Here is a 26782-nt window from a genome sequence, read left to right as displayed (position 1 = left end):
AAATATAATTTCTACAACATCCCAATTATCATTTTCAGGAATTATAGCTTGATAAATAAAACCATCTTCTGATTTTCTAAAAGCATCATATAAATCAATATTACCAGAACGAATATTTTTTAATCTTCCTTTTGACATGGGAGAATAAAGCCAAGTTTTATGATCTGGTGTTTCATCTATCCAAACAGCAAAAAAAATCTGTCCTGAAGCATTTTGACAGCTAAATAAACAGGGAAAATCATAATATTCATAGATTTCAATAATTTCTAGGTTTACTAGCGGTGGGTATTGTGGTAGTAATTTCATAGATGAACCTCATGTTTAGTCAGGATAAGCAATGTTAACAATTTCAAAATTTCGCCAAGGTTCTTGATTAACTGGAAACCACCAAGTATGATGATCATTACCTGTTTTCCTGGAAGGTGTGTTTAATATTACTCCTAAATCAGAATTTATATATGCTAATGCTAATTGTTTTTTGCGAAGTGCAGGAATTTTATTACGAGCATTACAAACTCCTACTTCTGAGGTAAAAACAGAGTTTCATTCCAAAAATGTCATTGACAGTATCTGAGTGCGGAACAAACCAAAACGCTGCATAGAAAAGTGCAAATGCAAACAAGAATCCGCCAAATAACTTGTACAAGGAAACTCTTTCACTAATATCTTCTGCACTGTATCCCTTCAGAAAGTCAAAAATGTTATCTTTCATTTGTAAGAGGTTAATAAAATAACAAGCTAAATTCTAAGTTAGAAGGCTTGAGAATGTCAATTTCTTTATCAATAACTATAAAATGCACACAATTACAAATAAATCCATATCACAAATCATCAGGAGTTAAAGCAGTAAGTTTACTGATTCTTGCTAACATTCTCGGACCAATCTCTTCATTATCATGAAAAGCAAAGACAAAATCAGCCCAATCAGGATGTGACAGAATTTTGTGTGAACCCGATTGACGTTTGATTTTCCACCCAATACGTAACAAAGCAGCTAAAACGCGCTTTGCTTTTTGACTAGACCATTGACTCATGCTGCTGCAAAAGAAACACTAAATAAATCTGGTTTTACTTCCCCATGTTCCAGTTTATCAGCCAAAACACGCAAAGCCAAAGCCTGAACCTTAGCCACCGCCTCCTGTCTTGTGTTTCCATAAGCCAACACACCGGGAAAATCAATCACTTCCGCAATAAAGCGTCCATCTTCCTCTTGTTCAATCTCTATTTTCAAGTTCATAGCCTGTAACGGTAAGGTAATAAAAGCGATATTTGAGTAAAACAATCAAAATATATGACCTCCATAGATTCTAGCAAACACAAAAAAGCCAAAGCCCTCAAACCCGGAAGCGTGCGCCCCGCCAAAGAACTATGTAGCGAATGCGGACTATGCGACACCTACTATATCCACTACGTCAAAGAAGCCTGCGCCTTCATTACCCAAAGAATAGACGAACTAGAAACCACCACCCATAAACGCCCCCGCAACCTAGAAGACGAAAACGAACTATATTTTGGCGTACACCAAGAAATGATGTCCGCCAGAAAACAACAACCAATAGAAGGCGCACAATGGACAGGAATAGTTAGCAGCATAGCCATAGAAATGCTCAATCGTGGCTTAGTAGAAGGCGTAGTTTGTGTGCAAAACAGCAAAGAAGACCGCTTTCAACCCATGCCCATTATCGCCCGCACCCCCGAAGAAATACTAGCAGCCAAAGTCAATAAACCCACCCTATCCCCCAACCTATCCGTATTAGAAGAGATAGAAAAATCAGGAATGAAACGGTTATTAGTCATCGGAGTAGGTTGTCAAATCCAAGCATTACGAGCCGTAGAGAAAAAACTCGGCTTAGAAAAACTCTACGTACTCGGAACACCATGCGTAGATAACGTTACCCGCGCCGGACTGCAAAAATTTTTAGAAACCACCAGCCGTTCCCCCGAAACAGTAGTCAGTTACGAATTTATGCAAGACTTCCGAGTCCACTTCAAACACGAAGACGGTTCAGAAGAAACAGTCCCCTTCTTCGGCTTAAAAACCAACGTCCTCAAAGACATCTTCGCCCCATCATGTATGAGTTGCTTCGATTACGTCAACTCCCTCGCTGATATCGTCGTCGGGTATATGGGCGCACCTTACCAATGGCAATGGATAGTAGTCAGAAACGATACAGGCAAAGAAATGCTCGAACTCGTCAAAGACCAACTCCACACCCAACCAGTCATGTCCCAAGGAAACCGGAAACCAGCAGTACAGCAAAGCATACCAGCTTATGATCAAGCCGTCACCTTACCCATGTGGGCAGCGAAATTAATGGGTGTGGTGATAGATAAGATTGGCCCCAAAGGACTGGAATATGCGAGATTTTCCATAGATTCCCACTTTGCGAGAAATTATTTGTATGTGAAGCGGAATCATGGGGAGAAGTTGGAATCTCATGTACCGGAGTTTGCGAAACGGATAGTGGGGCAGTATAAGTTACCGGAATAAGGTCTCACGCAAAGGCGCAAAGACGCAAAGGGAAGAAGCGTCTTTGTCCTGAGTTTATAGGTTGTTCGCAATGCGGGAGATTCCGTCTTTGATGAGAAATGATCCGAAGTTTATGAGTAAACCAAGGCGTTTATCAGCGAGACGAAGGTAAGTTAATAGTTGTTTTTTATGCACCGGGTGAACTGTTTCTACAGATTTAAGTTCGATAATAACTTTGTTTTCAACTATTAAATCAGCCCGAAAACCTATCTCTAGATGAACATCTTCATAAACTACAGGTATGGGTTGCTCCGCTTTTACCTGCAATCCTCGCTTTCCTAACTCATATTCCAGAACAGACTGGTAAACAGATTCCAACAAACCTGCTCCCAACTTCGTATGAATTTTATACGCAGCATCAACAACCTCCCTTGCAATCTCATTCTCATTCATTTTCTTACCTTTGCGCCTTTGCGCCTTTGCGTGAGGATTATTCTATATTTATCACCGCCTCAATAGCCGCTTGTAAAGCAAGAGATACATGAGTCCAATGAGTCCCCCCTTGGCAATAAACCACATAAGGTTCTCGCAATGGACCATCTGCCGATAATTCCAAGGTACTCCCTTCGATAAATGTCCCCCCAGCCATGACTACTTGGCTTTCGTAGCCTGGCATATCGTCGGGTATGGGGTCGAGATAAGACCCGATGGGGGAATGCTGCTGTATGGCTTTGCAGAAGGCAATCAGTTTTTTGGCTGAACCCAGTTTAATGGCTTGAATCACATCTCCTCTGGGCGCTAATGGTGGGGGGTTGACTGGATAACCCAGTTTGTCAAATACATAACCTGTTAGGTATGTTCCTTTCATCGCTTCCCCTACCATCTGCGGGGCTAAAAATAATCCTTGGAATAACAGGCGATTTTGATCAAAGGTTGCTCCGCCTTCGCTACCAATTCCGGGGGCTGTCAGTCTACAAGCGGCGGCTTCTACTAGGTCTGCTCGTCCGGCTATATAACCACCTGCACTCACGACTGTACCTCCAGGATTTTTAATCAATGAACCAGCTATTAAGTCAGCACCAATATGGGTTGGTTCTTGGGTTTCTATGAATTCGCCGTAGCAGTTGTCTACAAAACAAACTGTGTGAGGATTTTGCTGTTTGACTATGTAAACAATTTTCTCTATGTCGGCTATGGAAAGGCTTGGTCGCCATGAATATCCGCAGGAACGTTGAATCAATACTAACTTTGTGTTGTCAGTAATGCTAGTGCTTAAGTTTTGCCAATCTATTTTTCCTTGATCAGTTAATTCCAATTGGCGGTATTTTATGCCAAAATCAATAAGAGAACCTTGGCCTTGTCCTCTCAAGCCAATTACCTCTTCCAAAGTATCGTAGGGAGAACCGACTACTGCTAACATTTCATTCCCAGGACGAAGAACACCGTACAGCGCACAAGCGATCGCATGAGTTCCCGAAACAAACTGCACTCGCACCACCGCAGATTCAGCACCCATCACTTGGGCAAAAACTTGATCTAAGGTTTCTCGTCCTAAATCATCGTGTCCGTAGCCACTTACGCCTGCAAAATGGTGTGCGCCTACTCGGTGATGACGAAAGGCATCTAATACTCGTTTAAGATTATGCTTGACCTGAGCGTCAATACCAGAAAAAATTTCTAATAGCGCCTGTTCTGCTTCCCGCAGCTGTTCAAAGCTGTTCATCATTTCCTCATTCAAAAACATAAAATAGATATGCGGATTTTAGGATCGCGCAGACTAGGCTGAACAATTTCTATTCAGGTTACTGCATGACAATTGCTACTTCTAAACCTCACATTAACTGGGTCAATACCCTATTTTTCGTTGCATTGCACGTCGGCGCTCTCTTTGCCCTAGTTCCTAGCAATTTTAGCTGGCAGGCAGTTGGTGTGGCTTTATTGCTCTACTGGGTGACTGGAGGTTTAGGTATTACTTTGGGATATCACCGTCTTGTTACTCACCGTAGCTTTCAAACACCCAAATGGTTAGAGTATGTCTTGGTGATTTTTGGCACACTTTCTTGTGAAGGTGGTCCCATCGAATGGGTGGGTACACATCGAATTCACCACTTACATTCCGATACTGAATCTGATCCCCATGATTCAAATCAAGGTTTCTGGTGGAGTCACATGGGTTGGATGATTCATTTCGCTCCCGCTCACGATCAAGTTCCTCGCTTCACTAAAGACATTATTGATGACCCAGTTTATCAGTTTTTACAGAAATATTTCATTTTCTTACAAATTGCTTTGGGCTTGGTCTTATACTTCATAGGCGGATGGCCAATGGTGGTCTGGGGAATTTTTGTCCGCATTATCTGGGTTTATCACTGTACTTGGTTGGTAAATAGTGCTACTCATAAATTCGGATACCGCTCTTATGATTCTGGTGACAGATCAACTAATTGTTGGTGGGTTGCTATTCTTGTATTTGGCGAAGGTTGGCATAATAACCACCATGCTTTTCAATACTCTGCTCGTCATGGTTTGGAATGGTGGGAAATTGATATAACTTGGATGACAATTCAGTTATTGCAATTACTGGGTCTAGCAACAAATGTGAAACTGGCAGAGAGAAAGGCATAATACAGATTTCATGCTCAAAGTCAATAGTTTTATAGTCAATCTTTGGCTGGAAACTATTGACTTTTTGTGTGCAAATGGGGCAATTTAAAATTTTTAAATTTTAATTGCTAACTAACTATCCTAAGTGGTTGTTAAGTTGCTATAATCTCAGAAATTAATGTTACAAAACTTTGCAGCAAGTTACGTTTTTTAGTAACGTTGTGTTGCAGTCTGTTGTTTTTCAGGTATTCATGACTACATCAATCATCAAAAGTCAGGAAATAACGGTCTCCACAGACCTGGGCAAAGACCAAATAAAACTAAAGCATATTATCAAAAGTCTGCCCAAGGAATGTTTCCAGAAAAATAGCCGCAAAGCCTGGACAACTGTAATTCTCAGTTTATCTATGGCTGCATTGGGCTATTATTTCATCGCAATTTCCCCTTGGTTTCTTTTACCCTTAGCTTGGATTTTTACAGGAACTGCTTTAACAGGTTTTTTTGTTATTGGTCACGATTGTGGTCATCGTTCATTTGCAAACCGTCGCTGGGTAAATGATTTAGTGGGACATTTTTTCATGATGTTCTTGATTTACCCTTTTCATAGCTGGCGGATTAAACATAATCACCACCATAAACATACTAACAAGCTAGACGAAGACAACGCTTGGCATCCTATTAGAACAGAGGTTTTTGCAGGTTGGTCTAAGAATAGACAATCTGCCTTTGAGTTGTTTATGCGTCAACGTCTCTGGTGGGTAGGTTCGATTGGTCATTGGGCAGTTGTGCATTTTGATTGGCGCAATTTTCAGAAAAAAGACCAAGCTAGTGTCAAACTTTCTGTAGCTGTAGTAGTTGCTTTTGCAGCTATTGTCTTCCCAAGTTTAATTATTACAACTGGTGTTTGGGGTTTTATTAAATTCTGGTTTATTCCCTGGATGGTTTACCACTTCTGGATGAGTACCTTCACTATTGTTCACCACACTCTTCCAGATGTTCCTTTTTCAACTGCTGATAAATGGAATGAAGCCTTAGCACAGTTATTTGGGACAATTCATTGTGATTACCCTCAGTGGGTAGAAGTTCTTTGTCACGATATTAATGTTCATGTTCCCCATCATATTTCTACTGCTATTCCTTCCTATAATTTACGGTTGGCTTACAGTAGCATCAAAGAAAATTGGGGTCCTTATCTCCATGATGAATATAAGTTCTCTTGGAATTTGATGAAAGAAATCACTAATCAATGTCAACTCTACAAAACTGATATTGGTTATACTACTTTTGACGCATACCGGGCAGCGAAATAATTATCCATGAGTGATGAATTTAGAAAGTATAAATTTGTTAATTGCTTACTTGTACTTTCATCACCAGTTCCTTTAGTTTGGCAATTAACCACGAATGTTGAGTAAAATTGCCAATATTTCTCTGTTTAAATTCCAGTGGTAACTAAATATTACCTCACAGTTAATTGATAATTTACAATCAACCAATCCAGTGCAATTAGATACAATCCAGTTTAATCAAGACCCTAGTTCCCAACCTGGTGAAGGTAAAGAAAAGTTACCTTTTACTCTTCAGGATTTAAAAGCTGCTATTCCCGCTGAATGTTTTCAGCCTAGTGTGACTAAATCGCTTTATTATTTCTTTCGTGATGTTCTGATTGTGGGACTGCTGTATGCAGTTGCCAATTACCTAGATTCTTGGTATTTCTGGCCAATTTTTTGGGTAATGCAAGGAACGATGTTTTGGGCTTTGTTTGTAGTTGGTCATGACTGCGGACACCAATCTTTTTCTAAGCATAAGTGGTTAAATGATCTAGTTGGTCATATTACCCATACTTTCATTCTTGTTCCTTATCATGGTTGGAGAATTAGCCACAGAACTCACCACAAAAATACAGGCAGTTTAGAGAATGATGAAAGCTGGTATCCTGTCTCTGAATCAGAGTATGATGAGATGCCTTTAGCGCAGAGAATAGGGCGTTTTTATCTGTTCTTATTGGCTTATCCAGTTTATTTATTCAAGCGTTCTCCTGGTAAAGAAGGTTCTCACTTTTCACCCAGCAGCCCGCTGTTTAAGCCTTCAGAAAAATGGGACATTATCACCAGCACCACCCTTTGGATTAGTATGGTGGCTGTGTTAGGTTTATTCACTTATCAATATGGTTGGATGTGGTTGTTAAAATACTACGCTGGCCCTTATATTGTCTTTATCATTTGGTTAGATTTGGTGACTTTCTTACACCACACTGAACCCGGAGTTCCTTGGTATCGTGGGGAAGAATGGACTTTCCTGAAAGGGGCAATTTCTAGTGTTGACCGAGATTATGGGATTTTTAACCACATTCATCATGATATCGGTACTCATGTTGCTCACCACATTTTCTTGAATATGCCTCATTACAATTTGTTGAAAGCGACTGAGGCAATTAAACCAATTATGGGTGAGTATTTCCATGAATCGAAAGAACCAGTTTGGAAGTCTTTGTGGAATTCCGCTATTGGTTGTCATTTTGTTCCAGATACAGGTAGTAAGGTTTATTACACTTCTAAGAGTCAGAATGCAAAATAGTCGGTAGATTTTTTAAAGCTAGGAAGTCCGCTAATGCGGGCTTTTTTTTATTTTAAATTTTCCTTAAAAGTGAAAATAGGGGATAATTATTCTCAAGGATCGGCATACTGAATAAGGGAGAAATTAAAAAACCACTCTTGGGACGAAGGTAATAAAGCGAAAATGAGACGTAAATCTGCTAATAATAGACCAACTAATCCGTCTAAACCCTCTATGTTCCAATCCCCGGTGTTTAACTTCGTCACCATTGCCATTTTTGGAGCGGTGCTGATTTTGGGAATTGGGATTGGGATTGCGTTTAGTTCGACAACTACATTGAGTTCATCAAATGTGGCTTCCCGTGAGTTCATTGATACTAGAGCGCCAAATCCTGAGATTTGTGTGCAGTATGGATCTAGTGCAATGGTAATGGATGCCAGACTCTTTGTAACTCTTAATCCCTTTAATGTCTTTGTTGCCCAGCCAAATATCCGTCCTGGATGTGTTATTCGTCAAAATAACTGGGCTATTTTAGAAAATAAAAAACTTGTAACATCAGACCAGGTAAGAGAATGTAAGAATCGTCTCAATACCTTTGGGTTTACAGGGGACTTAAATAGTGAAAAGCCAGATATTAGATGTATTTATCAAAATGAATCGGCTCAAAATTTCTTTTTATCTCAACCGGGGGCTGTGGGAAGTCCTCAAGATACGGAAAGATTTTAAATATAGTCACCGAGTCAGGAGTCACCGAGTCAGGAGGAAGAAGGTTAAAGATTTTTCTTTCCCTTTTCCCTTTTCCTCTTTCCTGACAAGTTTGAGTTTTCTCTGCCTAAATATACTTAATCACGACCATTGATAGCAATAAGCAAGCGTAAGATAAAGACGAATAAGTTGATGTAGGTAAGGTACATTGACAAAGCCGCTGGCAAATATTCATCATTGCGATAAGTGCGAGGCAAGATGTAGAAATCAACTACTGATGCTCCAGCGAAGAGAAATACACCCAAACCAGAGATGCCGATTTCTAACCAACTGGGTGTGTAAACACCAAACAAGGCAAAAACAAATTGGAGAAGACAAACCACTAATAAGGCAACAATGCCCAAACTAATGGTTTTTGTTAACGCCATCCCATCTGCTTCCGAAAGGTTAGAACCGATTTTTCGGGCAGCAATGAAGGTAATTCCACAACTCAGAGCAGCAATACCAATACCTTGAATACCTACCCCTTGGGTTCTCAAAGCCACAAATACCAAGCCACTCAGGGTGTATCCAGATAATAGACTGTAAATACCCAATAGGGGTAACGCTAGGGCTTTGTTACCTTTGGATGCGACATTTTGGGCAACGAAGAACAAAATTAATTCGAGAATTACCGCCCCAATTAAGGTAGGAAAAAAGAGTCCGGGATTAGTGCGGATAATGCCTAAACCACCATAAGTTCCCAATGCTGTCAGCACCAATCCACCACCGACATAGGGGAGGGCGTTAGCGATGACATTAGGTCCAACGATTCCATGAGTTCTCGCCTCACGGAAAGCTTCACGAAAATTACTGGTATTACTCATGTCTAAAAACTACCAAAAAATATTGGAACTGAGGAAAATAACCTGCTGATTTCTATTGTTACAAATTTTTGGGTTGAGAAACCAGTAGATAAATCTGTAAGAGAACACCAAAAAATAAATTACCCAATTTTGTGGGATGGGCATCCTTGCCCGTCCTTGATGATTAGCGGGCAATTCGTCCCGCACCACAAGAAATTTTGGGATATTTTTTTGATTGGAAGTCTCTAATAAACCTGTGCTGCATGAGTTGTCATTGCGAGTGAAAGGAAGCAATCTCTTGACAACCGATAAACCACCTAACGCAAAAATCTCTCAAACCCTTATTCCTCTGTGTCCTCTGCGCCTCCGTGGTTCGTTAATCAGGATAATTTATTTCTTGGAAGTCCCTAAATCTAAAATTTTTGGCTGGGTAAAGGTTGACCAAATTCAATAATGGGAATTTCTTTAGGGTTATTTGGGGAACTGTTTTTGTTTTCTACAGGTGTGGGCAACATTGCGGGAGGAAGGGGGGAATTGACGATGGGTGAGGGGTTTTGAGAGTTTAGGGGTGGGACGGTGATTAAGGGTTGTTGGGAGTTAGTGGTGAGATTTGTGGATGGTGGTAGGGTAGTGGAGGGTGTGGTTAAGAGACTGTTAGCAGGAGAAAAGGTAATATGAGGATTTAAGACCCAGCGCGTGGGTTTTTGTCGAGAAAGAGCTTGAAGTTGTATTTGATTGGTTTGTAATTGAGTTCCTGGTGCAAGATCAAGGACTATGCGGGTAATATTGGCGTTAAGTTGAGAAATACGAATTCTCTGAATTGCGCCTGAATATTCTTTTTTAGTAATGACTTTACCCAATTTGGTGTTAGGTAAATCGAGAACTATTCGTGGTGGTTGCATTAGTTGGAAATATTGGGGTGTTGCAGTTGCGGAGAGACTAATTTTTAATTGCTGGGACTTGGGGTGAAATTCCCAGTTGTTAAGTTGTGCGATTGGTTGGGCAATACTGATGCTAGGAGTGAAAGCAATCAAGCCAAATAAGCTTACCCTGATAGATAGAAGAATTTTATTAGTTCTAGTTTTCATAATTTGGTTGTTTGGGGTTGGGATATTTAGCATAGACTACGCAAGATTAGAAAAATTGACGTGACGGTAATTAAATTGTCTGATAGCGTAGCGTGGCGCAAGCCATATCAGGATTTTAAGGATTTACAGGATTTCAGGATTTACAGGATGAGGGATCTGTTTGTAGATGAGGTTGGTAATTTGACGGTGATTAATTGTCTGAATCAGGATTTCCAGGATTTCAGGATTTACAGGATGAGGGATCTGTTTGCAGATGAGGTTGCTAATTTGATGGTGATTAATTGTCTGAATCAGGATTTCCAGGATTTCAGGATTTACAGGATGAGGGATCTGTTTGTAGATGAGGTTGCTAATTTGACGGTGATTATACTCAAAACGGCTTGATTGTTTGATTCTAAACGTAGGGGTAAAGCAAAAGCTTATTGGTGTCAACTTAACGTAAAACATCTATCCCGCAAAGAACTCAAGTCGTCTGATTCCCAGTCTCTGACTGGGAATGAATTCTAGAAGGCTCTGCCTTCAATGATATATTAGAGGCAGAGCCTCATCAACTGCATTCCTAGTCAGAGACTAGGAACGAGATGTGGTAGGGATTTGAGCTTAAGTTGACACCTATGAAGCTCTTGCTTTACCCCTGCACATCTGGGTTCTTTGTCATTTGGCAAAAGTTTAAATCTCACCCGTGTTTAGTATAATTGGTAGCGATCGCTGTGGGAATTTGTCTGAATCAGGATTTACAGGATGAAGGATTCGGTGGTTAATTGGTGGCGATCGCTGTCCCTAGATCCCTAGATCCCCGACTTCTCTAAGAAGTCGGGGATCTGAAATAACTCTAATCGCACCAAAATAAGGTTGTTAATTTGAGGATAATTAATGATGAGCGATCGCTGTGGGAATTTGTCTGAATCAGGATTTACAGGATGAAGGATTCGGTGGTTAATTGGTGGCGATCGCCCCTACTAAATTCTTGAGGGAAATTGAGCGATAGCGAAGCGCTGCTGCAAGCAGTTCGCTTCACTCGCTGTAGGAATCACATCAAAGGACAAAACCTAGTGTGTTAATTCTGTGTATTTTTGGAGGGATTGTCCGAAAAATTATTGGTGTTACCGTAGTTTACACCGAAAACATCTGTTCCATGAACTTTCTCGTAAAAATATGGCGACATATTTTGTGCATGAAGTCTTATGGGATAAGGGATTCAGAATTAACACACTAGACAAAAACTGATTTTACAGTTCTTTAGTCCATTTTGTCACCGATATTATTTTTTTTCTTAAATTACCTACTGAATGTGGGTTATATGCTAGGTTCGGTTGTGGAACGTAAACGTATCCCTGCGGGACACTGCGTGAACGCGGAGCAATCGGAACGAAACCCAACATTATCAAGTATTTTGCCCAATCAGGGGCTTAACCCATCGCGCTAAACCCCTATGGGAGAATTAGATTCTAAGCAAAGACAAACTGTTTAGAATCTGTCAAACTCAAACCACTGGCTTGAATCCCAGTCAGAGTCGCTAAAGTTTGATTGTTGAAGACAATCGCAGTATCAGCACCAACTTGATTTAACTTGAGTGTGGATGTAGTAATACCTAAACTGACAGCACCTTGAATACCAATGACATCAGTACCAAGTTGGAAGTCAAGCACGGTATTAGCCGAAGAGGGTAATTCAGCATTGACAATCCAGAATTGGTCAGTACCAGCACCACCGGAAATTAAGTTACCACCACCAAGACTAACTCTGAAGATATCTTTACCATCACCACCCAAAGCGCGGTCATTGCTACCCAAGTAGAAGGTATCATCACCCACACCACCAGATATGCGGTTGCCACCTTGTCCATCTCTCGCATCAAAGGTGTCATTACCATCACTACCAAAAGTGCGATCGCCTTTATTCACAAAAATTGTATCTTCACCGCTACCCAGATCAACGATATTGTTACCTGAGTTGGGAAAAACAGATACAGTGGACAGGTCTACCTCATCTTTACCTGCACCTGTAAATACAATATTGTTTTGACCATCGAATTGACTACCAGGAGTGGCAATTAATTTATCATCTCCTGGAGTTCCTGGAGTTCCTACAGTTGTAGATTGGTTATCAATGATTTTTTCGACTGCGATCGCAAAAATATCATTAGCAGATGTTCCGGCTTTATCTGTAGCGATCGCCTTAACATTAAAGTTCCCTACATTATCATTAGTGGGAGTAAGTAATTGGACAAAAATATTTATTTAAACTTTTGCCAAATGACAAAAAACCCAGATGTGTAGGGGTTTAGCAGTGCTAAACCCCTACGTTTAGAATCAAACAATCAAGCCGTTTTGAGTATAGCTATGACTTTAACATTCAAATTCCCTACATGATCATTAGTTGGAATACTGAACAGACACTGAGAACTTAAACTGACAATTTAAGCTTGATGTCAGCAGTCAAGGCACTTGCATCAAGGGTATTAATCAACCCATCACCATTGATATCAGCAGTGGCATCAAAAATTCCCTTATTAAAGTTCGTTTTTGCTTGGTTCAGTGAACCTAAATCACCAGTATTAACTTTGCCATCATAGTTGATGTCTGAGTTAAAGGTGGATTTACCGGACAATTTAACCTCGTACTGAGACCAATCAGGAACGTTGGTAAACAATACCAGACCATTAGTAAGATCAAAGTTTTCCTTAGCTGCTGAAGGATCATAGGTCAACTCAACCCGTTGACTAGAACCCGGATTCAGCAATAGGTCTTTATCCCCTGACAAATCCAGATTATTCACAGTCACCCCGCTGACATTAATCTGAATATCGGAAACCACCAGGATACCTGTCCCCGTATTGTTGATATCAAAGTATTTGGTGATATCAGCATAATTGGGGCGGACATAATCGCTGTCTTGGTAGCCCTTACGAAACTGGGATAGTTCTGTTGTGAATTTGATACTAGAATCATCGGCATTGCCTGAATTATCGGTAATAGCCAAACCTGGAATCACAATATCAGCTTCCTTTTCAACTGTAATAGTAAAGATATCACTAACATTTGCTCCGGCTTTATCTGTAGCGATCGCCTTAACATTCAAACTACCAACATTATCATTACTGGGAGTACCGCTAAAGGTGCCAATTGTGGGATTAAAGGTTAACCAACTTGGTAAAGCATTGCCATTTTCTAATGTTGCGGAATAAGTCAGAAAATCACCAGCATCAATATCGCTGAAAGTGTTGGTGGGAATTTGGAAGTTAAAGAGGTTATCTTGTTTAGCGTTTTGATCGGCGATCGCATTACTCAAAATCGGTGCATCGTTGATGTTTTCAACGGCAATTACAAAGATATCACTAACAGTTTCCCCGGCTTTATCTGTAGCGATCGCCTTAACATTCAAATTCCCTACATGATCATTAGTGGGAGTACCGCTAAAGGTGCGAATTGTAGGATTGAAAGTTAACCAACTTGGTAAAGCATTGCCATTTTCTAATGTTGCTGAATAAGTTAGAACATCACCAGCATCAACATCTGTGAAGGTATTGGTAGGAATTTGGAAACTGAAAGCGTCACCTTGTTTGGCGGTTTGATCTGCGATCGCACTATTTAGAATCGGTGCATCGTTGACATTTTCAACGGTAATTACAAAGATATCACTAACATTTGCTCCGGCTTTATCTATTGCGATCGCCTTAATATTAAAATTCCCCACGTTGTCATTAGTGGGAGTACCGCTAAAGGTGCGAGTTGCAGAATTGAAAGTCAACCAACTTGGTAAAGCATTACCATTTTCTAATGTGGCTGAATAGGTAAGAACATCACCAGCGTCAATATCAGTAAAAGTGTTTTCTGGGATAGTGAAACTAAAGGCTGTATCTTCAGTTGCCGTTTGAGGGGCGATAAGGTTAGTAACCGTAGGCGGATGATTAACTATGATTTGTTGGTTGCCAAAATCAATTCCTGTACGGACTGCTCCTGCTGTCAAGTTAACGGTATGAACAAGGTTAATGGTATTGTCGAATATGGTAGTTGCGCTATTGTTATTGTTGTTACCCGGATCAACAGGATTGGGGTTAGAAGTTGCATCACTGAGATTGAGAATACCTTCTGCGAGTTTTAATAAATCTACACGGGGATAATTTGCTCCTGTGTTGATTACGTTGTCGTTTTCGTTATCACCGTCGTTAATAATAACACTGTTGGTATAAATGAGATTACGGAATTCATTAACTGTCAGTTTCCGACCAAGTTTTTCTACTGCTATCTGCTGTACGAGAGTTGCCACACCTGTCATGTATGCCGTTGCTTGGCTAGTTCCTCCCATAGAGGTAGTACCACCACTGGCATTAGCACCTGTAATTAAGATACCAGGAGCAAATACATCTAATAGGTTAGGATCGCGTTGGGAGAAACTAGCAATTTGGTCAGCAGTTGTGGTGTAATCAATTGCACCACCAACAAAGTTTTTCTGAGTGCCAGAATTATCCGCCCAAACCGCACCAACGGCGATGACATTGGGATCTATGGCTGGGTAAGCTAATCCGGGGTTACTGCCATACTGATAAAAGCTGTTACCTGCGGCGGCGCTGATAATGATATTTTGGGAGGCGATCGCTGCTAATTCATCACCAATACCATAACGAGAAGTAGCTGATGTCCAGTTTTGACTATCACCAATGGAAAGGTTGACAGATGCGATATTATATGCTGTGCTATTAGCCGCCACCCATTGCAGGGCTTTTTCTAAATCGGAGAAACTGCCAGCACCGTTATCTTTAAAGACTTTCAGGGCAATAATATTAGATTCAGGTGCAACGCTGGTAAAGATACTGGCAATGTGCGAACCGTGATTATTTTTATCACTAGCATCTGTATCATTATTCGCAAAATCGTATTCATAAACGATTTTATCAGCAATGCCGTTATTATCAGCATCAGTCCCAAAGATGGGATGATTTAAGTCTATGCCTGTATCAATGATGACCGTAGTTAAACCGTTGCCTTTGATGTTAGCAAATCGGCTATCTGCCCGGAAATTATCCAGGTTAATTAAAGAAGTTGCCTGACTATCTACAAAACTGGAAATTGTGGTGCTAGGACTTTCCAGAGGAGGCGTTACTGTAGAATTGGCAGGGGCATCGTCATCAACAATAGTCACAGTGGCACTGCTTTGATTACCGATGGATGCGCCACCTGTGGGGTTAGTCAGTTTAATTGTAAAATACTCGTCTCCCTCAACTTTGTCATCGTTACGGATTTTGACGGTATTAGAATTACCTAACAGGGCATTCTGCACATAAACGAGTTTGCTGGTTTCATTTTCAGCAAAAGTGACAGTAATCGGAATATTGTTGAAATCATTATTGACGGAACTAGCAGCACATCCACATCCTTTGGCTGTACCATCAATGAAGCTAAGTGTGGCACTAACTGTATTACTGGCATTTCCTGTGCGAGTTACCCAAATTTCTGTGACTGCTGTGCCGTCTTCCTTGACTGTATAATTAGCCGCATTGAAGTTGAGTTGAACCTCGCTGATTGAGTCGAGGGGGGAAATAATATCTAAAGTTGGGGTATAAAGGGGAATTTCTGCGTTGGTGGTGGTGATATTAACGCCGGGGAAGGTTTGCTTCCATCCTGGTTGTTGCACTTCTGCGGCGGTGTAAATTCCCGGACGTAGATTAGTGAATTGATAATTACCGTTTGTGTCGGTAATAGTTGAGATTTCGCTGTTGTCTAATTGTCCGTTGGTGTTGGTATCGAGGTAAATTGTCCAACCTTGTAAACCAGTTTCCCCAGCATCTTTTACCCCATTACCATCAAGATCATGCCATTTCATCCCCCGAATTTCAGCATCATTATCGGTAATGCTGACAGCAATATTAGGAAGTGTGGCATTGTTGTAATTAGCATCTGTACTGCTAACACTATGGCTAATTGTACTGGTGTGGTTGCCTTCTGGGATAGTGTCGTTAACGGCAGTCACGGTAACTGTTTGGGGAGTATTCCAGTTAGCAGATGTGAAGGTAACGGTAGTTTTATCAATGGTAATTTGATTACCACCGTTTAGGGTAACAGTCACATCAGCAGTCGGTTGAGTTTTGAGAACAAGGGTATAACTATCAGTATTACCCCCTTCGGTAACGGCGGTGCTACCACCACTTTGAATTAAAGTAATACCAGGGGTTGGTGGTGCAGTAATGGTAAATGTTGCGGTTTTGGCTGCATCACCACTATTACCCGCATTATCTTGGATGGTAGTAGCATCAACTTTTAAGCTGTAAATACCAGGAGTGTTAGTTAAGCTATCTAACCCGTTAATGCGATAGGTTGTATCGGAGAGATAGGTAACAGTGACGGTATTGGGTAAAGTTAGGTTAACACCGTCACGGCTGAGGGTAAGATCACTCTGATCAAAGGTATTGAGATTAATTTGTTCGGAGAATTGAACATCAATAGTATTGACGGGGTTAGGGGTTGAGGTGGGAAGGTTAGGGAATTGGGTAATAGCCGGTTGAGTAACATCAGCAAAAACCCCAAGGGTAGCAGTTGAAATGTTTCCGGCGACATCTTGTACTCGAATTTCTAGGTTACGAGAACCGGGGGAAGGGAGTTGAATATTGCCACTAAATTGCGTTCCGGTGACGGTTGCTTGTCCTAAGTCTTGGTTAGTGGTTAGGTCGTTGATATAAACCCGGAGGTTAGATTCGGGTAAATTGCCTGTAATGGTGATATTTTGGCTATTAACTCGGAATTGTCCGAACTGATTGAGAATCCCTAATGAAGCGGTTTGTAGTTCGGCTGTTGGGGTAGCATTAACTTGAATATTAGTGGGAATATTGGGGGCAATGCTGTCTAATGTCCAGGTTTGGGTTAAGGAGTTACTGACGCTATTCCCTGCTGCATCTTTAATTCCTGTCCCGTTGACGGTGAGGGTGTAAACGCCATTATTTGTTTGTAATCCGCTTAATCCTTTGATGGTGTATGTGGTTTCGTTGCGTTTTTCTAGGGTGACACCATTGGTGATTAAATTGGCACTACCATCACGGGTTAAGATGAGGTCATTAAAATTCAGTGTATCTTTGTTAATTGCCTCAGAAAAACTGATTTCTACGCTAGTAACTGCCGTATTGCGAGGACTGGTGAGGTTAGTAATACTGGTAAGGGTGGGAATAGTGTTGTCCAGTACCCAGTTAAAGCCTTTACCGCCTACGCCGTTGTTACCATCAGTATCCTGTACGCCATTAGCGGTGACTAATAATTGATAGTCGCCTTCGGTGTTGGTAAATTGGGCAAAGTTACCGACTCTGAAGGTAGTAGCATCAATTGGGGTGATGGTGACGGTGTTGTTAACTAAGCTTTCGCCATTGTTGCGTCTTAGGGTGATGTCAATGTAGTCGAAGCTACTGGGGTTAATGGCTTCTGTGAAGGTGACATCGAAGGTATTAACGGGAGTGTTAAGTAAGGTAGAGTTAAAGCCGATAATTGAGGCAATAGCGGGTCTATCGCCTGTAAATGTCCAAGTTTCGTTAACAATACCTGCCCCGGCGTTACCTGCTAAGTCTTGGATACCTGTGGCATTAACACTGAGTTGATATTGTCCAATATTGCCTGTAATTCCGGTTAAGTTGTTGATTTGGAAGGTAATCGGGTCAATTTGGCTGATTGTCACCCCGTTGGTGATTAAATTTGCCCCACTATCAAGGGTTAAGCTTAGGTCTTGATAATCAAAGGTATTGGCACGAATGGCTTCACTAAAGACGACGGTTAAGTTATCAACGACTGTATTGCGGGGGTTGGGGGAAACGTCAATGATTTCGCGGACTTGGGGGGCTGCGTTGTCGTTGCTGTTGTAGATGATTTTGTAGCTGCCCGTGCTGTCTTTGTCGAGGAAATGTAAGATATTTTCATATACAGGTCTTCCGGTGGCGGGGAAGGTGCGATCTGTGCGCCAGATATTATCTAGATTGATTAATGTACCATCGGAACGTAATAGCTGTTTAATTTGGAATTGTCCATTGGCGGGATCTGCGAGGGTGATATAAGTCCAGCCGACCTCACCCCCTAACCCCTCTCCTATGAGGAGAGGGGAGTTTACGGTGATTTGTGCTTCTAGGTCAAAGATGGTAACAGGTGCGTCAACGGTGGCGGTGTCAATGGTGGTGACGGGTGCGGTGCCGCCTTTGCTGAAGTAGAGGGTATCGGGGTAGAATTTGGCATCAAAGGTGTCGTTAACGAGGAAATCAGGCAGATTATCGCTGTCTGCTGCAACTTTTTGGATTAATTCGTGAATTTTGACTTCTTTGATTAAGGATAGTTCTTTGTTGCCGAGTCCGTTAACGTGTTCAAAGGTGGCTTTGTATTCGATGAATTTACCCTGTAGGGTAGATTTGAGCAACCAGTTAGCGACGGCGGTTTCTCCTGCTGCAATATCGCCAAAGTTGACTGCAAGGGAGGGAGTAACGTCTTCTCCGTTGAGTTGAGAACCGATGATATTGAAGTCAATCAGTAATCCTTTCTCATTTTCGATGATTTTGGGTTGAGATGAGGTAATACGAAGGTTTTTCGCGTCGCCATAGCCTTGATTACGGACTAAGACAGCGAGATCGAAGGGTACAGCTACTTCGGTGGCATCGGTGAAGGGATCATCGCCATAGACGTTGCGGGATTGGAAGTAGTCGAGGTAGAGTTCGGCTTGGGGTAAGACGGTGATGGGGGTGGAAAGTAAGGGGACGTTGATGACTTGTCCGTTTTCGGTGTAGGAGAGTGTACCACCGATGCTGTAGGTGGTGGGTGCTTGGGGTGCGGCGAGGTTGGTGGGGATAAATGTCCATTCTGCACTGCCTAAGCCTTCATTTTGGGGGGTATTGGGGTCATCACCGATGAGGATACCTGTACCATCTACTGCGGTGATGTTTTTCAGGATGGGGTTAGTGATACCAAAGAGATCGTTAACGATATTGCCGTTTTGATCTTTGACTTGCAGGGTGACGGTGAGGTTAGTGAGGCTGGTGGCGTTGCCGTTGTCAATTTCTAGTGCGCCAAGGAAGGCGGAACGAGTCATTACTGCGGATTGGTCGATTTGTAGTTTGACTCTGGCACAAACACTATCTTCTTCCGCTTTCGTCAGTAATGAGGAAGATGAGGGATTAAGACTAGCTAGGTAATTACTTTCTAATGAAGAATAAGATTTGCCAAGAAGATTAGCAAGGTTTTGCAGAATTCCGGCTTGGATTGGATCTATAGTGATTGATTGTTCTATTGCTGATGTTTGGACAAAATCACTTTCACTTTCAGTTTTAGGTTTAGGTAGCTCATCCTTGCAAATAGGAGGTAATCCTTCCTTTGGAAAATTTTCACACTTTCCAACTGAAGCAGGTTCAATAAAGTAGTTTCTGTCTTCTCTTTTTTCAGTATTGGGATCGTCTGGTCCGTATAAGCTATATGTAATGATGCTTGGAATATCAGCAACTATGGTTGAATAAATCCCGTCAGATTGGAAACAATCTACCCAACCAGTATTAGGTGAATATAAAAATTTATAGGAAACACCACCAAATAATCCTGCTTCTGCTGTTCCTTTATAAAGTTCTATATCAGTCCCATTAATCAAATCAACTTTAGCTGATGCTTCTCCTGTCGCACCTGCTTGAAATCCTAGTCCAATCTCGCCAGTAATTCCATACTCAATTCGCCCATCACAACAGCGTACTACCACAGCAGTGATACTAGCACTAAAAGAAGCTTGTATTCCAATGAAGGCTTCACCCGATAAGGATATGCCTTCAATACCAAAGGGCAAAGCTTCTTCTGGTACTTCTACGGAACCTTCAGCTTCAAGAGCCGGTCCAACTTTAAATTTACCAGTCCCCGTAGCTTGGGCAGTAAATTTCAGACCAAAAGGATCGCAACAGGTTTGAACTTGAGCAAAAGCTTCAATATCAAGTTCAACTGAACCTAACTCTTTGATGTAAGCATTTATCGCTTTTTCGGCTCTTTTTACAAAAGGTTTTAAATAGTCGGAAACATCTAAGTTAAATAATGTTACTTCTAAACAACAATTAGTATCGCTTTCGCTAATGACGGGTGTAGAACTACCACCGCCAGGACCACCAGGACCACCAGGACCACCAGGACCACCAGGACCACCAGGTAAGCTAGGAGGACAATTGCCTTTTACATTGATAACCTTACCCTCGGTAGATTTATTAATTTCTTGTGGACCACAAGGAAAGCTCGAATCGACAAAGAAAGATATATCACAAGGAACAGAAAGTGGAGCAGCTTGGGTTACTAACTCACTACTATTACTAACGGTATCAAAATCTGCAACTCTTGTAATTCTTACAGGTACAGTGATAGAACTTTTTGCTGCTAAATTGTCAAGACTATTAAATAACGGTTCGATTTTGTAGAAAGGATGATTTCCAAAGTTTATCTGAATGTCATTGGCAGCAATTAATCCCTCATTAGATAAGGTCAAGTCAATTTGTGTTACTTGACCAACAACCTGTAAATCAGCCAAATCAATTACTGGAGGATAAATAACAACTGTAGGAATCGGAACATCTGTCTCAAAAACGCTTTGAACTGTTATTTGATATCGATCCTCAATTGTCGTATCTTCAACTCGCCAAATATATTGAACTGTCTGACGAGATAAAAACGCATCAATATTTTCCGTTTCCCCTGCATCTAACTGAATCGTTTGACGGAAAGTTTCGTGCTTATCTGCCTTAATCTCAATGTTGTAAAACCCTTCATTAATATTAGACAGGTTAAGCATTCCTGTCTCATCCGTCACCGTACTGGCTATCACTGCATTACTGAAATAATCCCGTAACGTCACTGTTGCATTGGCTAACTTCGGCGCACCTTCTGCAAAATAGAATAATTCATCAACGGTATTAATCCGTATATTGCCCTTTGCCTCACTTACCGCACGGAAGTTAAAATCAACAGATAAATCCCCATCATTTCCAGCAGCATCTAAGAAGAGATTTCCTGTATATTCCGTTAACGGTAAATTCGCCTCTGGAGACAGTAATAAAGTAACTTTTGTAGATTCTCCCGGATTTAATGCCGAAATTGTCACAGGAGAAGCCAACTTTAACCAAGGTGCATCAGGTAACAACACCTCAATATTCTCAGCAACCGCTCCCCCTTCATTCGTCACCTCAAACTCAACAACGGTTTGATCTCCCCGTAGCATTCCACTACTCACCAAATTAGTAGAAGCCACTAAACGGGGGACAATGCGCTCTAAATTGACATTAACAGGTAAAACCGCCGTTGCTCCTTCGGCACTGGTAAGTTTGATGTTAAATGTATCTTGGGTAATATAGGAATCATTAGGCGCAGTAATCGTGTAGCTAACAGTATTATTCCCCGAACCATTCAAGACAGAAGGAGTATTAACCTGCACATTCCACCCCTCCACCACGCTGTCAACCGTCGCTGTAATTCCCGTTAAACCAATATTCGTGATATTTTCCAGTCCGACAGAAGCAGTAAAGGGAGAATTTGCAATGACTTTATTGGTGACTTGATTGCTATTAAACTTCATCCCCAACAGCTTAAAACTGTCCTCTGGTGCTGTATCTTCATTAGGATTACTGGGGAAATAGGCATTGATGTTATATTGTCCGCCTTCCGTGGGTAGGGGGTTAAATGCCTTAACAAAATTACCGTTAGCATCGGTAAACGCGCTTAACTCCCGAACAATGCCGTTATTTTCAACTTTAATGGTGACAAATTCAAAAGGCACAGGGGAATTATCCGCATTATTAACCGCACTTCCTCGCAGAGTCACCGCTTGTCCATTTGTCCCAATTTCCGTATCGGTGGAAACGGTAGCGCGATAAGCAGGAGTAACCGTAATGGGGGTGGTAATAGTGTTATTCTGTTCTCCTAACCCTGCACCTTCATTAACAGTATTGTTAGCGTCAGTGGTGGCAATTAAATAATACTGTCCCGCAGTTCTCGGCGCAAAGAAGGGAATATTACGCTCATAAAAAGAATCAAAGGGAATATTCGGGGTAAAGGTGGTTTCAGTGATGAGGGTGTCATTACTATCTAATTTATTATCCGTAGATAGATAAACCTTATCCGTCCAACTTCCCGTCGCACCCGTTAAGCCTTTATTTTCGACTTTATAAGTTAAGAAAGACTGTTTTCCTGTAAAAAGTGGAATAGTTGTCGGTGCTAAATTGGTAATTTGTAAGTCAGGTACATCAATATCACTAACTTCGACGGTTTTTACTCCATTATTCAACCCGTTAGCAGTTGCAGTCAGGGTGACAGTTTGACTACCATCGCTTACCCCATCATTTACCCCCGTCACAATAAAGGTAGCAGAAGTTTCTCCAGCCAGAATCGTAACGGTTTGGGGTGTGGTTGCTTCTGTGGTATCGCTACTGGTGAGGTTAACGGTTAATGCTTCTGTTGTGGGGGTATTTCGGGTAATGGTAGCGGTAGCAGTTCCCGTCTCGCTGATAATATTTTTATCGAGGGTTAGGGTTAAGCTAGGACTTTCATTATCCGTTACATTAAGATTAGCAGTTGCTTGTCCTGCATCTACAGTTAAATTTGTCCCTGTATAGGTAGGTTTAGCGGTAATGATAACCGCTTGTATGCCATCTAAAATGGTATCATCAACCCCTTGTATTTCAAAGGTTGCTGATGCTTGATTTGCTGCAATAATAACGCTGGTGGGAACAATTGCTTCTGTGGTGTCGCTGCTACTAAGTTGAACTTCTAGGGGAGTATTGGTAATAACATTTCGGGTGACTGTAGCGATCGCTTTACCCCCATTCTCGCTGATACTATTAGCAGCTAGAGTCAAGGTTAAAATCACCCCATCATTATCTGTCACTGCTACAGTATTCTGACCACTAATAAACCCAGAAGCTGAGGCAATAATTGTATAGTTTTTCGGCAGTTCTATTAAGGTATCATCGACGGCAGTAATATTAAATGTTGCTGAAGTTGCACCTGCTGGAATGGTAACAGTTGTAGGTACAGTAATTTGACTACTTTCACTATTAACTAAGGTGACTGTTAAGGGTGCTGTAGTGTCTGTATTACGGGTGACTGTTCCCTGAATGGTGTTACCTTCGTTGACTTGTTGGGAATTAATATTAACCGTTAAAGTGGGTTTAAAATCATCATCCAAAATGTTGACAATCGCGCTCTTTTGTGCATCATTAATTGTTGCTCCTCCAGTTGGGTTAGTTAGGGTTAAGTTGATGGTTTCTGTATTTTCTAAAACCGTATCATTGATGATGGGAATAGTAACTGTTTTACTGGTTTCTCCGTTAGCAAAGTTAACCGTAATAGGTGTAGCAACATAATCACTTCCTGATGTTACTGTACCATTTGTTAATAATATTTGTGCGCTAATTGCCCCATCACTTCCCCCAGTGCGGTTAATAGTAACTTGAGTGACAGGTGTGCCATTTTCATTAATATCATAAGTGGCATTGCTGAAGGATAAAACACCAGGTACTGCATCATTATCAATGATACTTAAAACGGCTGTTGTTTGTGTTCCTAATATTGCCCCATTGGTGGGATTTGATAGGGTTAATTTGACTGTTTCTGTGGGTTCATAAACCGTATCATTATTGATAGGAATCGTTACAGTTTGACTGGTAACTCCATCAGCAAATGTTACCGTAATGGGTGAATTATTATAATCACTTCCTGCCGTTGCTGTTCCATTACTAGGAGTTAAAGTAACACTAACTATGCCATCACTTCCCCCTGTACGATTTAGAGTTATGTTAGCAACTGGTGTGCCATCTTCATTGACACTATAACTCGTTGAACTAAAAGCAATAGTTCCTGGTCTTAAAGGATCATCATTAATGATAGTAAGTGTGGCTGTAGTTTGCGTTCCTAATGTTGCACCACCAGTGGCATTTGTTAACGTTAAATTGATAGTTTCATCCGGTTCAAATTGAAGATCATTAACGATAGGAATGGTGATAATTTTGCTTATTTCACCACTGACAAAACTAACGGTAATAGGGGTGTTATTGTAGTCAGAAGGTGCGGTTGCTGTACCCCCTGTATAGGTAATGGTTGCGCTAACTGCGCCGTCACTTCCTCCTGTACGATTTATGGTTATATTAGCTGTTCCGTTTTCGTTGACGCTGTAACTTGAAGTATTAAATAATAATGTACCTGGATTACTTATTGGATCAGGTTGTAAAGTAAATAAAGCACTATCAGGAACAATTTGCTTGGGAATATTGCCATCAACACTTGACCAAGAAAAATTCATGACTTCGCCTCCATTGGCCTCACCGTAGAGCATTAAAATGTCATGTAATCCTGCGGTTAAAAATGCTGTACCACTTATTTCTATCGTGCCGTGTAATCCTCCATTATTAACTGTAGAATTACTAGCAGACGGAGAAAATGCTGCACCATCTAAAAATAAATAACTAGCATCATCACTATTCAAATAAAATGTGTAATTTCCAGTTATAGGAATATTAATATATCCCTGCCAACGAACACTAAAAGTGTCTAAATCTGCTAAGGAAGTATTGCCAAGATTCCAAGAATTACCAGCAAAGTTTATCGTGCTATCATTGCGGCTGAGAACGAGTTGATTTTGAGCAAAGAAATTAAAATTATCGTTCCAATAACCATCGTAATATTGTGCTGCCAGTCCACCAGAAGCTACGCTAGGATTCGTAAAGTAATTAGAATTAATATCTAATCCTGTTACTCCTTCAACAACAGCAATTAATTCATCGGGTTCTGTGCCTGGTTTATCAATAAATATGCCTGTTCCTGAAACGCCAGCAATGGGAGAATTAGCGAGAATATAATTACTTTTTGCCCCTGATAATTGAATCTTATCTTCATCAATATTAAAGTCTTTAATCAGGGCATAATCACTAATACCATTAGTGCTAGTATTGCCATCATCATAATAGGCTTTTGTTGCATCTCCTAAGATAAAGCGATCGTTTCCCGTTCCCCCTTCTAATGTATCAATTTCACCGATTCCGGGAGCAGCCGCAGTAGTATTAACACCAATCAGGCGATCGCTTCCATCCCCACCATTAAGGGAGTCATTACCAGTACCCCCTTCTAGGGTATCATTCCCTGCATTACCTGTGAGGGTATTATTGCCACTGTTACCTGTGAGGGTATTGTTAAGGGTGTTACCCGTCGCATTGAGGTTATTTGTGCCTGTGAGAGTGATATTTTCAACGTTAGCGAGGGTTTCAACGCTGTAGGAAATAGAAGCTTGAATGAGGTCTATTCCTGCACTCGCATTCTCATTAATGGTGTCCCCTAGTTCATTAATGATGTAGGTATCATCGCCGATACACCCTTCTAGGATGTCAATACCAGTACCACCGTTTAGGGTGTCATTCCCTGCACCACCTTTTAAGGTATCGTCAAGGTTGCCACCAATGAGATTATCGTTACCGCTACCACCTGTAATGTCAAATTTCTCGATATTGACGTAATTTACAGAGTTTCCAGTGGTGGATATTGTTCCACCGCCATTATTATTAGGGGTTGTGGAAGTTATATTGGTGGTGAGGGTGGAGTAATCAACTTTTAGGGTGTCGGTTTCGGTGCCACCGTCGGCGTAGTCGCTACCGAGTCCGGGGTCTAAAGTATCATTCCCTGCTTGACCATAAACCTGATCATTCCCTGCGCCACCAATAATGCTATCGTTACCATCTCCCCCCTCAAAGTAATCATTTCCTGCACCACCAATGAGGGTGTCATTTCCTGCGTAACCCCGTAAGTCGGCATAAATAGCACCCGAAGCGTTAACATTATCATTCCCCGTCGTATTATTGCCTCGGTAGTAGAAATTCTCAATTCCCGTAATAGTTCCCCCTGCTGAAGTTGTGCCATTATTGGGGTCACTGTAGTTAACGGTTGTCCCTGTTGCTAGTCCATAGAGGTCGAGTCTATCTGTACCTGCACCTCCAATAATTACGTCTGCTTCTGAGCCTTCTGAGAAGTAGTCATCACCATCTCCCCCGTCTAAAGTATCATTACCCGCACCGCCATAAACCTGATCATTCCCTGCGCCACCAATAATGCTATCGTTACCATCTCCCCCCTCAAAGTAATCATTTCCTGCACCACCAATGAGGGTGTCATTTCCTGCGTAACCCCGTAAGTCGGCATAAATAGCACCCGAAGCGTTAACATTATCATTCCCCGTCGTATTATTGCCTCGGTAGTAGAAATTCTCAATTCCCGTAATAGTTCCCCCTGCTGAAGTTGTGCCATTATTGGGGTCACTGTAGTTAACGGTTGTCCCTGTTGCTAGTCCATAGAGGTCGAGTCTATCTGTACCTGCACCTCCAATAATTACGTCTGCTTCGGCATTCTCTGAGAAGTAGTCATCACCATCTCCCCCGTCTAAAGTATCATTACCCGCTTCACCATAAACCTGATCATTCCCTATACCACCAATAATGCTATCGTTACCATCTCCCCCCTCCAAGTAATCATTTCCTGCACCACCAATGAGGGTGTCAT

General features: G+C 41.4%; 16 protein-coding genes. 7 read left to right on the top strand and 9 right to left on the bottom strand.

Annotated features, from left to right (window positions below; translation table 11 throughout):
• Positions 1–306 (bottom strand): DUF6575 domain-containing protein (locus tag IQ228_RS02705; RefSeq protein WP_193962099.1); only part of this gene is annotated, 306 nt, incomplete at its 3' end.
• A gap of 118 nt (positions 307–424) precedes the next feature.
• On the opposite strand from IQ228_RS02705, the gene IQ228_RS02700 reads away from it, so the two are divergent.
• A complete protein-coding gene (locus IQ228_RS02700) occupies positions 425–574 on the top strand; it encodes a hypothetical protein (RefSeq protein WP_193962098.1) in 150 nt (49 codons plus the stop codon).
• 247 nt (positions 575–821) lie between these two features.
• Here IQ228_RS02700 and IQ228_RS02695 read toward each other — a convergent pair whose 3' ends face one another.
• Together IQ228_RS02695 and IQ228_RS02690 are read right to left on the bottom strand one after the other, a co-directional pair.
• Positions 822–1034: a type II toxin-antitoxin system HicA family toxin gene (locus IQ228_RS02695; protein ID WP_039202944.1), complete on the bottom strand. Its 213-nt coding sequence runs from the start codon at positions 1032–1034 to the stop codon at positions 822–824.
• A complete protein-coding gene (locus IQ228_RS02690; protein ID WP_027401799.1) occupies positions 1031–1237 on the bottom strand; it encodes a type II toxin-antitoxin system HicB family antitoxin in 207 nt (68 codons plus the stop codon). The genes IQ228_RS02695 and IQ228_RS02690 overlap by 4 nt, the downstream gene beginning before the upstream one ends.
• A 54-nt stretch (positions 1238–1291) precedes the next feature.
• Between IQ228_RS02690 and IQ228_RS02685 the strand changes: the two genes are divergently transcribed.
• Positions 1292–2491, top strand: coding sequence for a Coenzyme F420 hydrogenase/dehydrogenase, beta subunit C-terminal domain (locus tag IQ228_RS02685; protein WP_193962097.1), 1200 nt, complete (start codon positions 1292–1294; stop codon positions 2489–2491).
• A gap of 54 nt (positions 2492–2545) precedes the next feature.
• Here the strand turns inward: IQ228_RS02685 and IQ228_RS02680 are convergent, their stop codons facing one another.
• A complete protein-coding gene (locus IQ228_RS02680; RefSeq protein ID WP_027401797.1) occupies positions 2546–2923 on the bottom strand; it encodes a GxxExxY protein in 378 nt (125 codons plus the stop codon).
• 37 nt (positions 2924–2960) lie between these two features.
• Positions 2961–4193 carry a methionine gamma-lyase family protein gene (locus IQ228_RS02675; RefSeq protein ID WP_193962100.1) on the bottom strand — a complete coding sequence of 411 codons (1233 nt, stop codon included), beginning with the start codon at positions 4191–4193 and terminating at the stop codon, positions 2961–2963.
• An 86-nt stretch (positions 4194–4279) separates the two neighbouring features.
• Here IQ228_RS02675 and IQ228_RS02670 point away from each other — a divergent pair, with 86 nt between their 5' ends.
• From IQ228_RS02670 to IQ228_RS02655, 4 genes are all read left to right on the top strand, one after another.
• On the top strand, positions 4280–5095 hold the full coding sequence (locus IQ228_RS02670) for an acyl-CoA desaturase (protein WP_027401795.1): 816 nt from the start codon (positions 4280–4282) through the stop codon (positions 5093–5095).
• A gap of 230 nt (positions 5096–5325) precedes the next feature.
• Entirely contained in the window at positions 5326–6384 is a 1059-nt protein-coding gene (locus IQ228_RS02665; RefSeq protein ID WP_027401794.1) for a fatty acid desaturase, read from the top strand.
• A gap of 190 nt (positions 6385–6574) precedes the next feature.
• On the top strand, positions 6575–7651 hold the full coding sequence (locus tag IQ228_RS02660; RefSeq protein ID WP_193962096.1) for a fatty acid desaturase: 1077 nt from the start codon (positions 6575–6577) through the stop codon (positions 7649–7651).
• 162 nt (positions 7652–7813) lie between these two features.
• Positions 7814–8356 carry a DUF3172 domain-containing protein gene (locus IQ228_RS02655; RefSeq protein WP_027401792.1) on the top strand — a complete coding sequence of 181 codons (543 nt, stop codon included), beginning with the start codon at positions 7814–7816 and terminating at the stop codon, positions 8354–8356.
• A 116-nt stretch (positions 8357–8472) separates the two neighbouring features.
• Here IQ228_RS02655 and IQ228_RS02650 read toward each other — a convergent pair whose 3' ends face one another.
• The 3 genes from IQ228_RS02650 to IQ228_RS02640 all read right to left on the bottom strand — a co-directional run bounded on the left by IQ228_RS02650 (position 8473) and on the right by IQ228_RS02640 (position 12172).
• A complete protein-coding gene (locus IQ228_RS02650) occupies positions 8473–9201 on the bottom strand; it encodes a Bax inhibitor-1 family protein (protein WP_027401791.1) in 729 nt (242 codons plus the stop codon).
• A 392-nt stretch (positions 9202–9593) separates the two neighbouring features.
• On the bottom strand, positions 9594–10268 hold the full coding sequence (locus IQ228_RS02645; RefSeq protein ID WP_193962095.1) for an AMIN domain-containing protein: 675 nt from the start codon (positions 10266–10268) through the stop codon (positions 9594–9596).
• Between the two features lie 1448 nt (positions 10269–11716).
• The gene (locus IQ228_RS02640; protein ID WP_193892953.1) at positions 11717–12172 is read right to left on the bottom strand and encodes a hypothetical protein; all 456 of its coding nucleotides are present in this window, start codon (positions 12170–12172) and stop codon (positions 11717–11719) included.
• Positions 12173–12314: 142 nt separating this feature from the next.
• Between IQ228_RS02640 and IQ228_RS02635 the strand changes: the two genes are divergently transcribed.
• Positions 12315–12512: a hypothetical protein gene (locus IQ228_RS02635; protein ID WP_193892950.1), complete on the top strand. Its 198-nt coding sequence runs from the start codon at positions 12315–12317 to the stop codon at positions 12510–12512.
• Positions 12513–12674: 162 nt separating this feature from the next.
• Here IQ228_RS02635 and IQ228_RS26365 read toward each other — a convergent pair whose 3' ends face one another.
• Positions 12675–26771, bottom strand: a complete 14097-nt coding sequence (locus tag IQ228_RS26365; protein WP_370566805.1) for a putative Ig domain-containing protein — start codon at positions 26769–26771, stop codon at positions 12675–12677.
• Positions 26772–26782: the final 11 nt, after the last annotated feature.

This window comes from Dolichospermum sp. LEGE 00246 (assembly GCF_015207865.1).
GTDB lineage: Bacteria > Cyanobacteriota > Cyanobacteriia > Cyanobacteriales > Nostocaceae > Dolichospermum > Dolichospermum heterosporum.
This window is presented reverse-complemented; position numbering and strand designations above follow the sequence as displayed.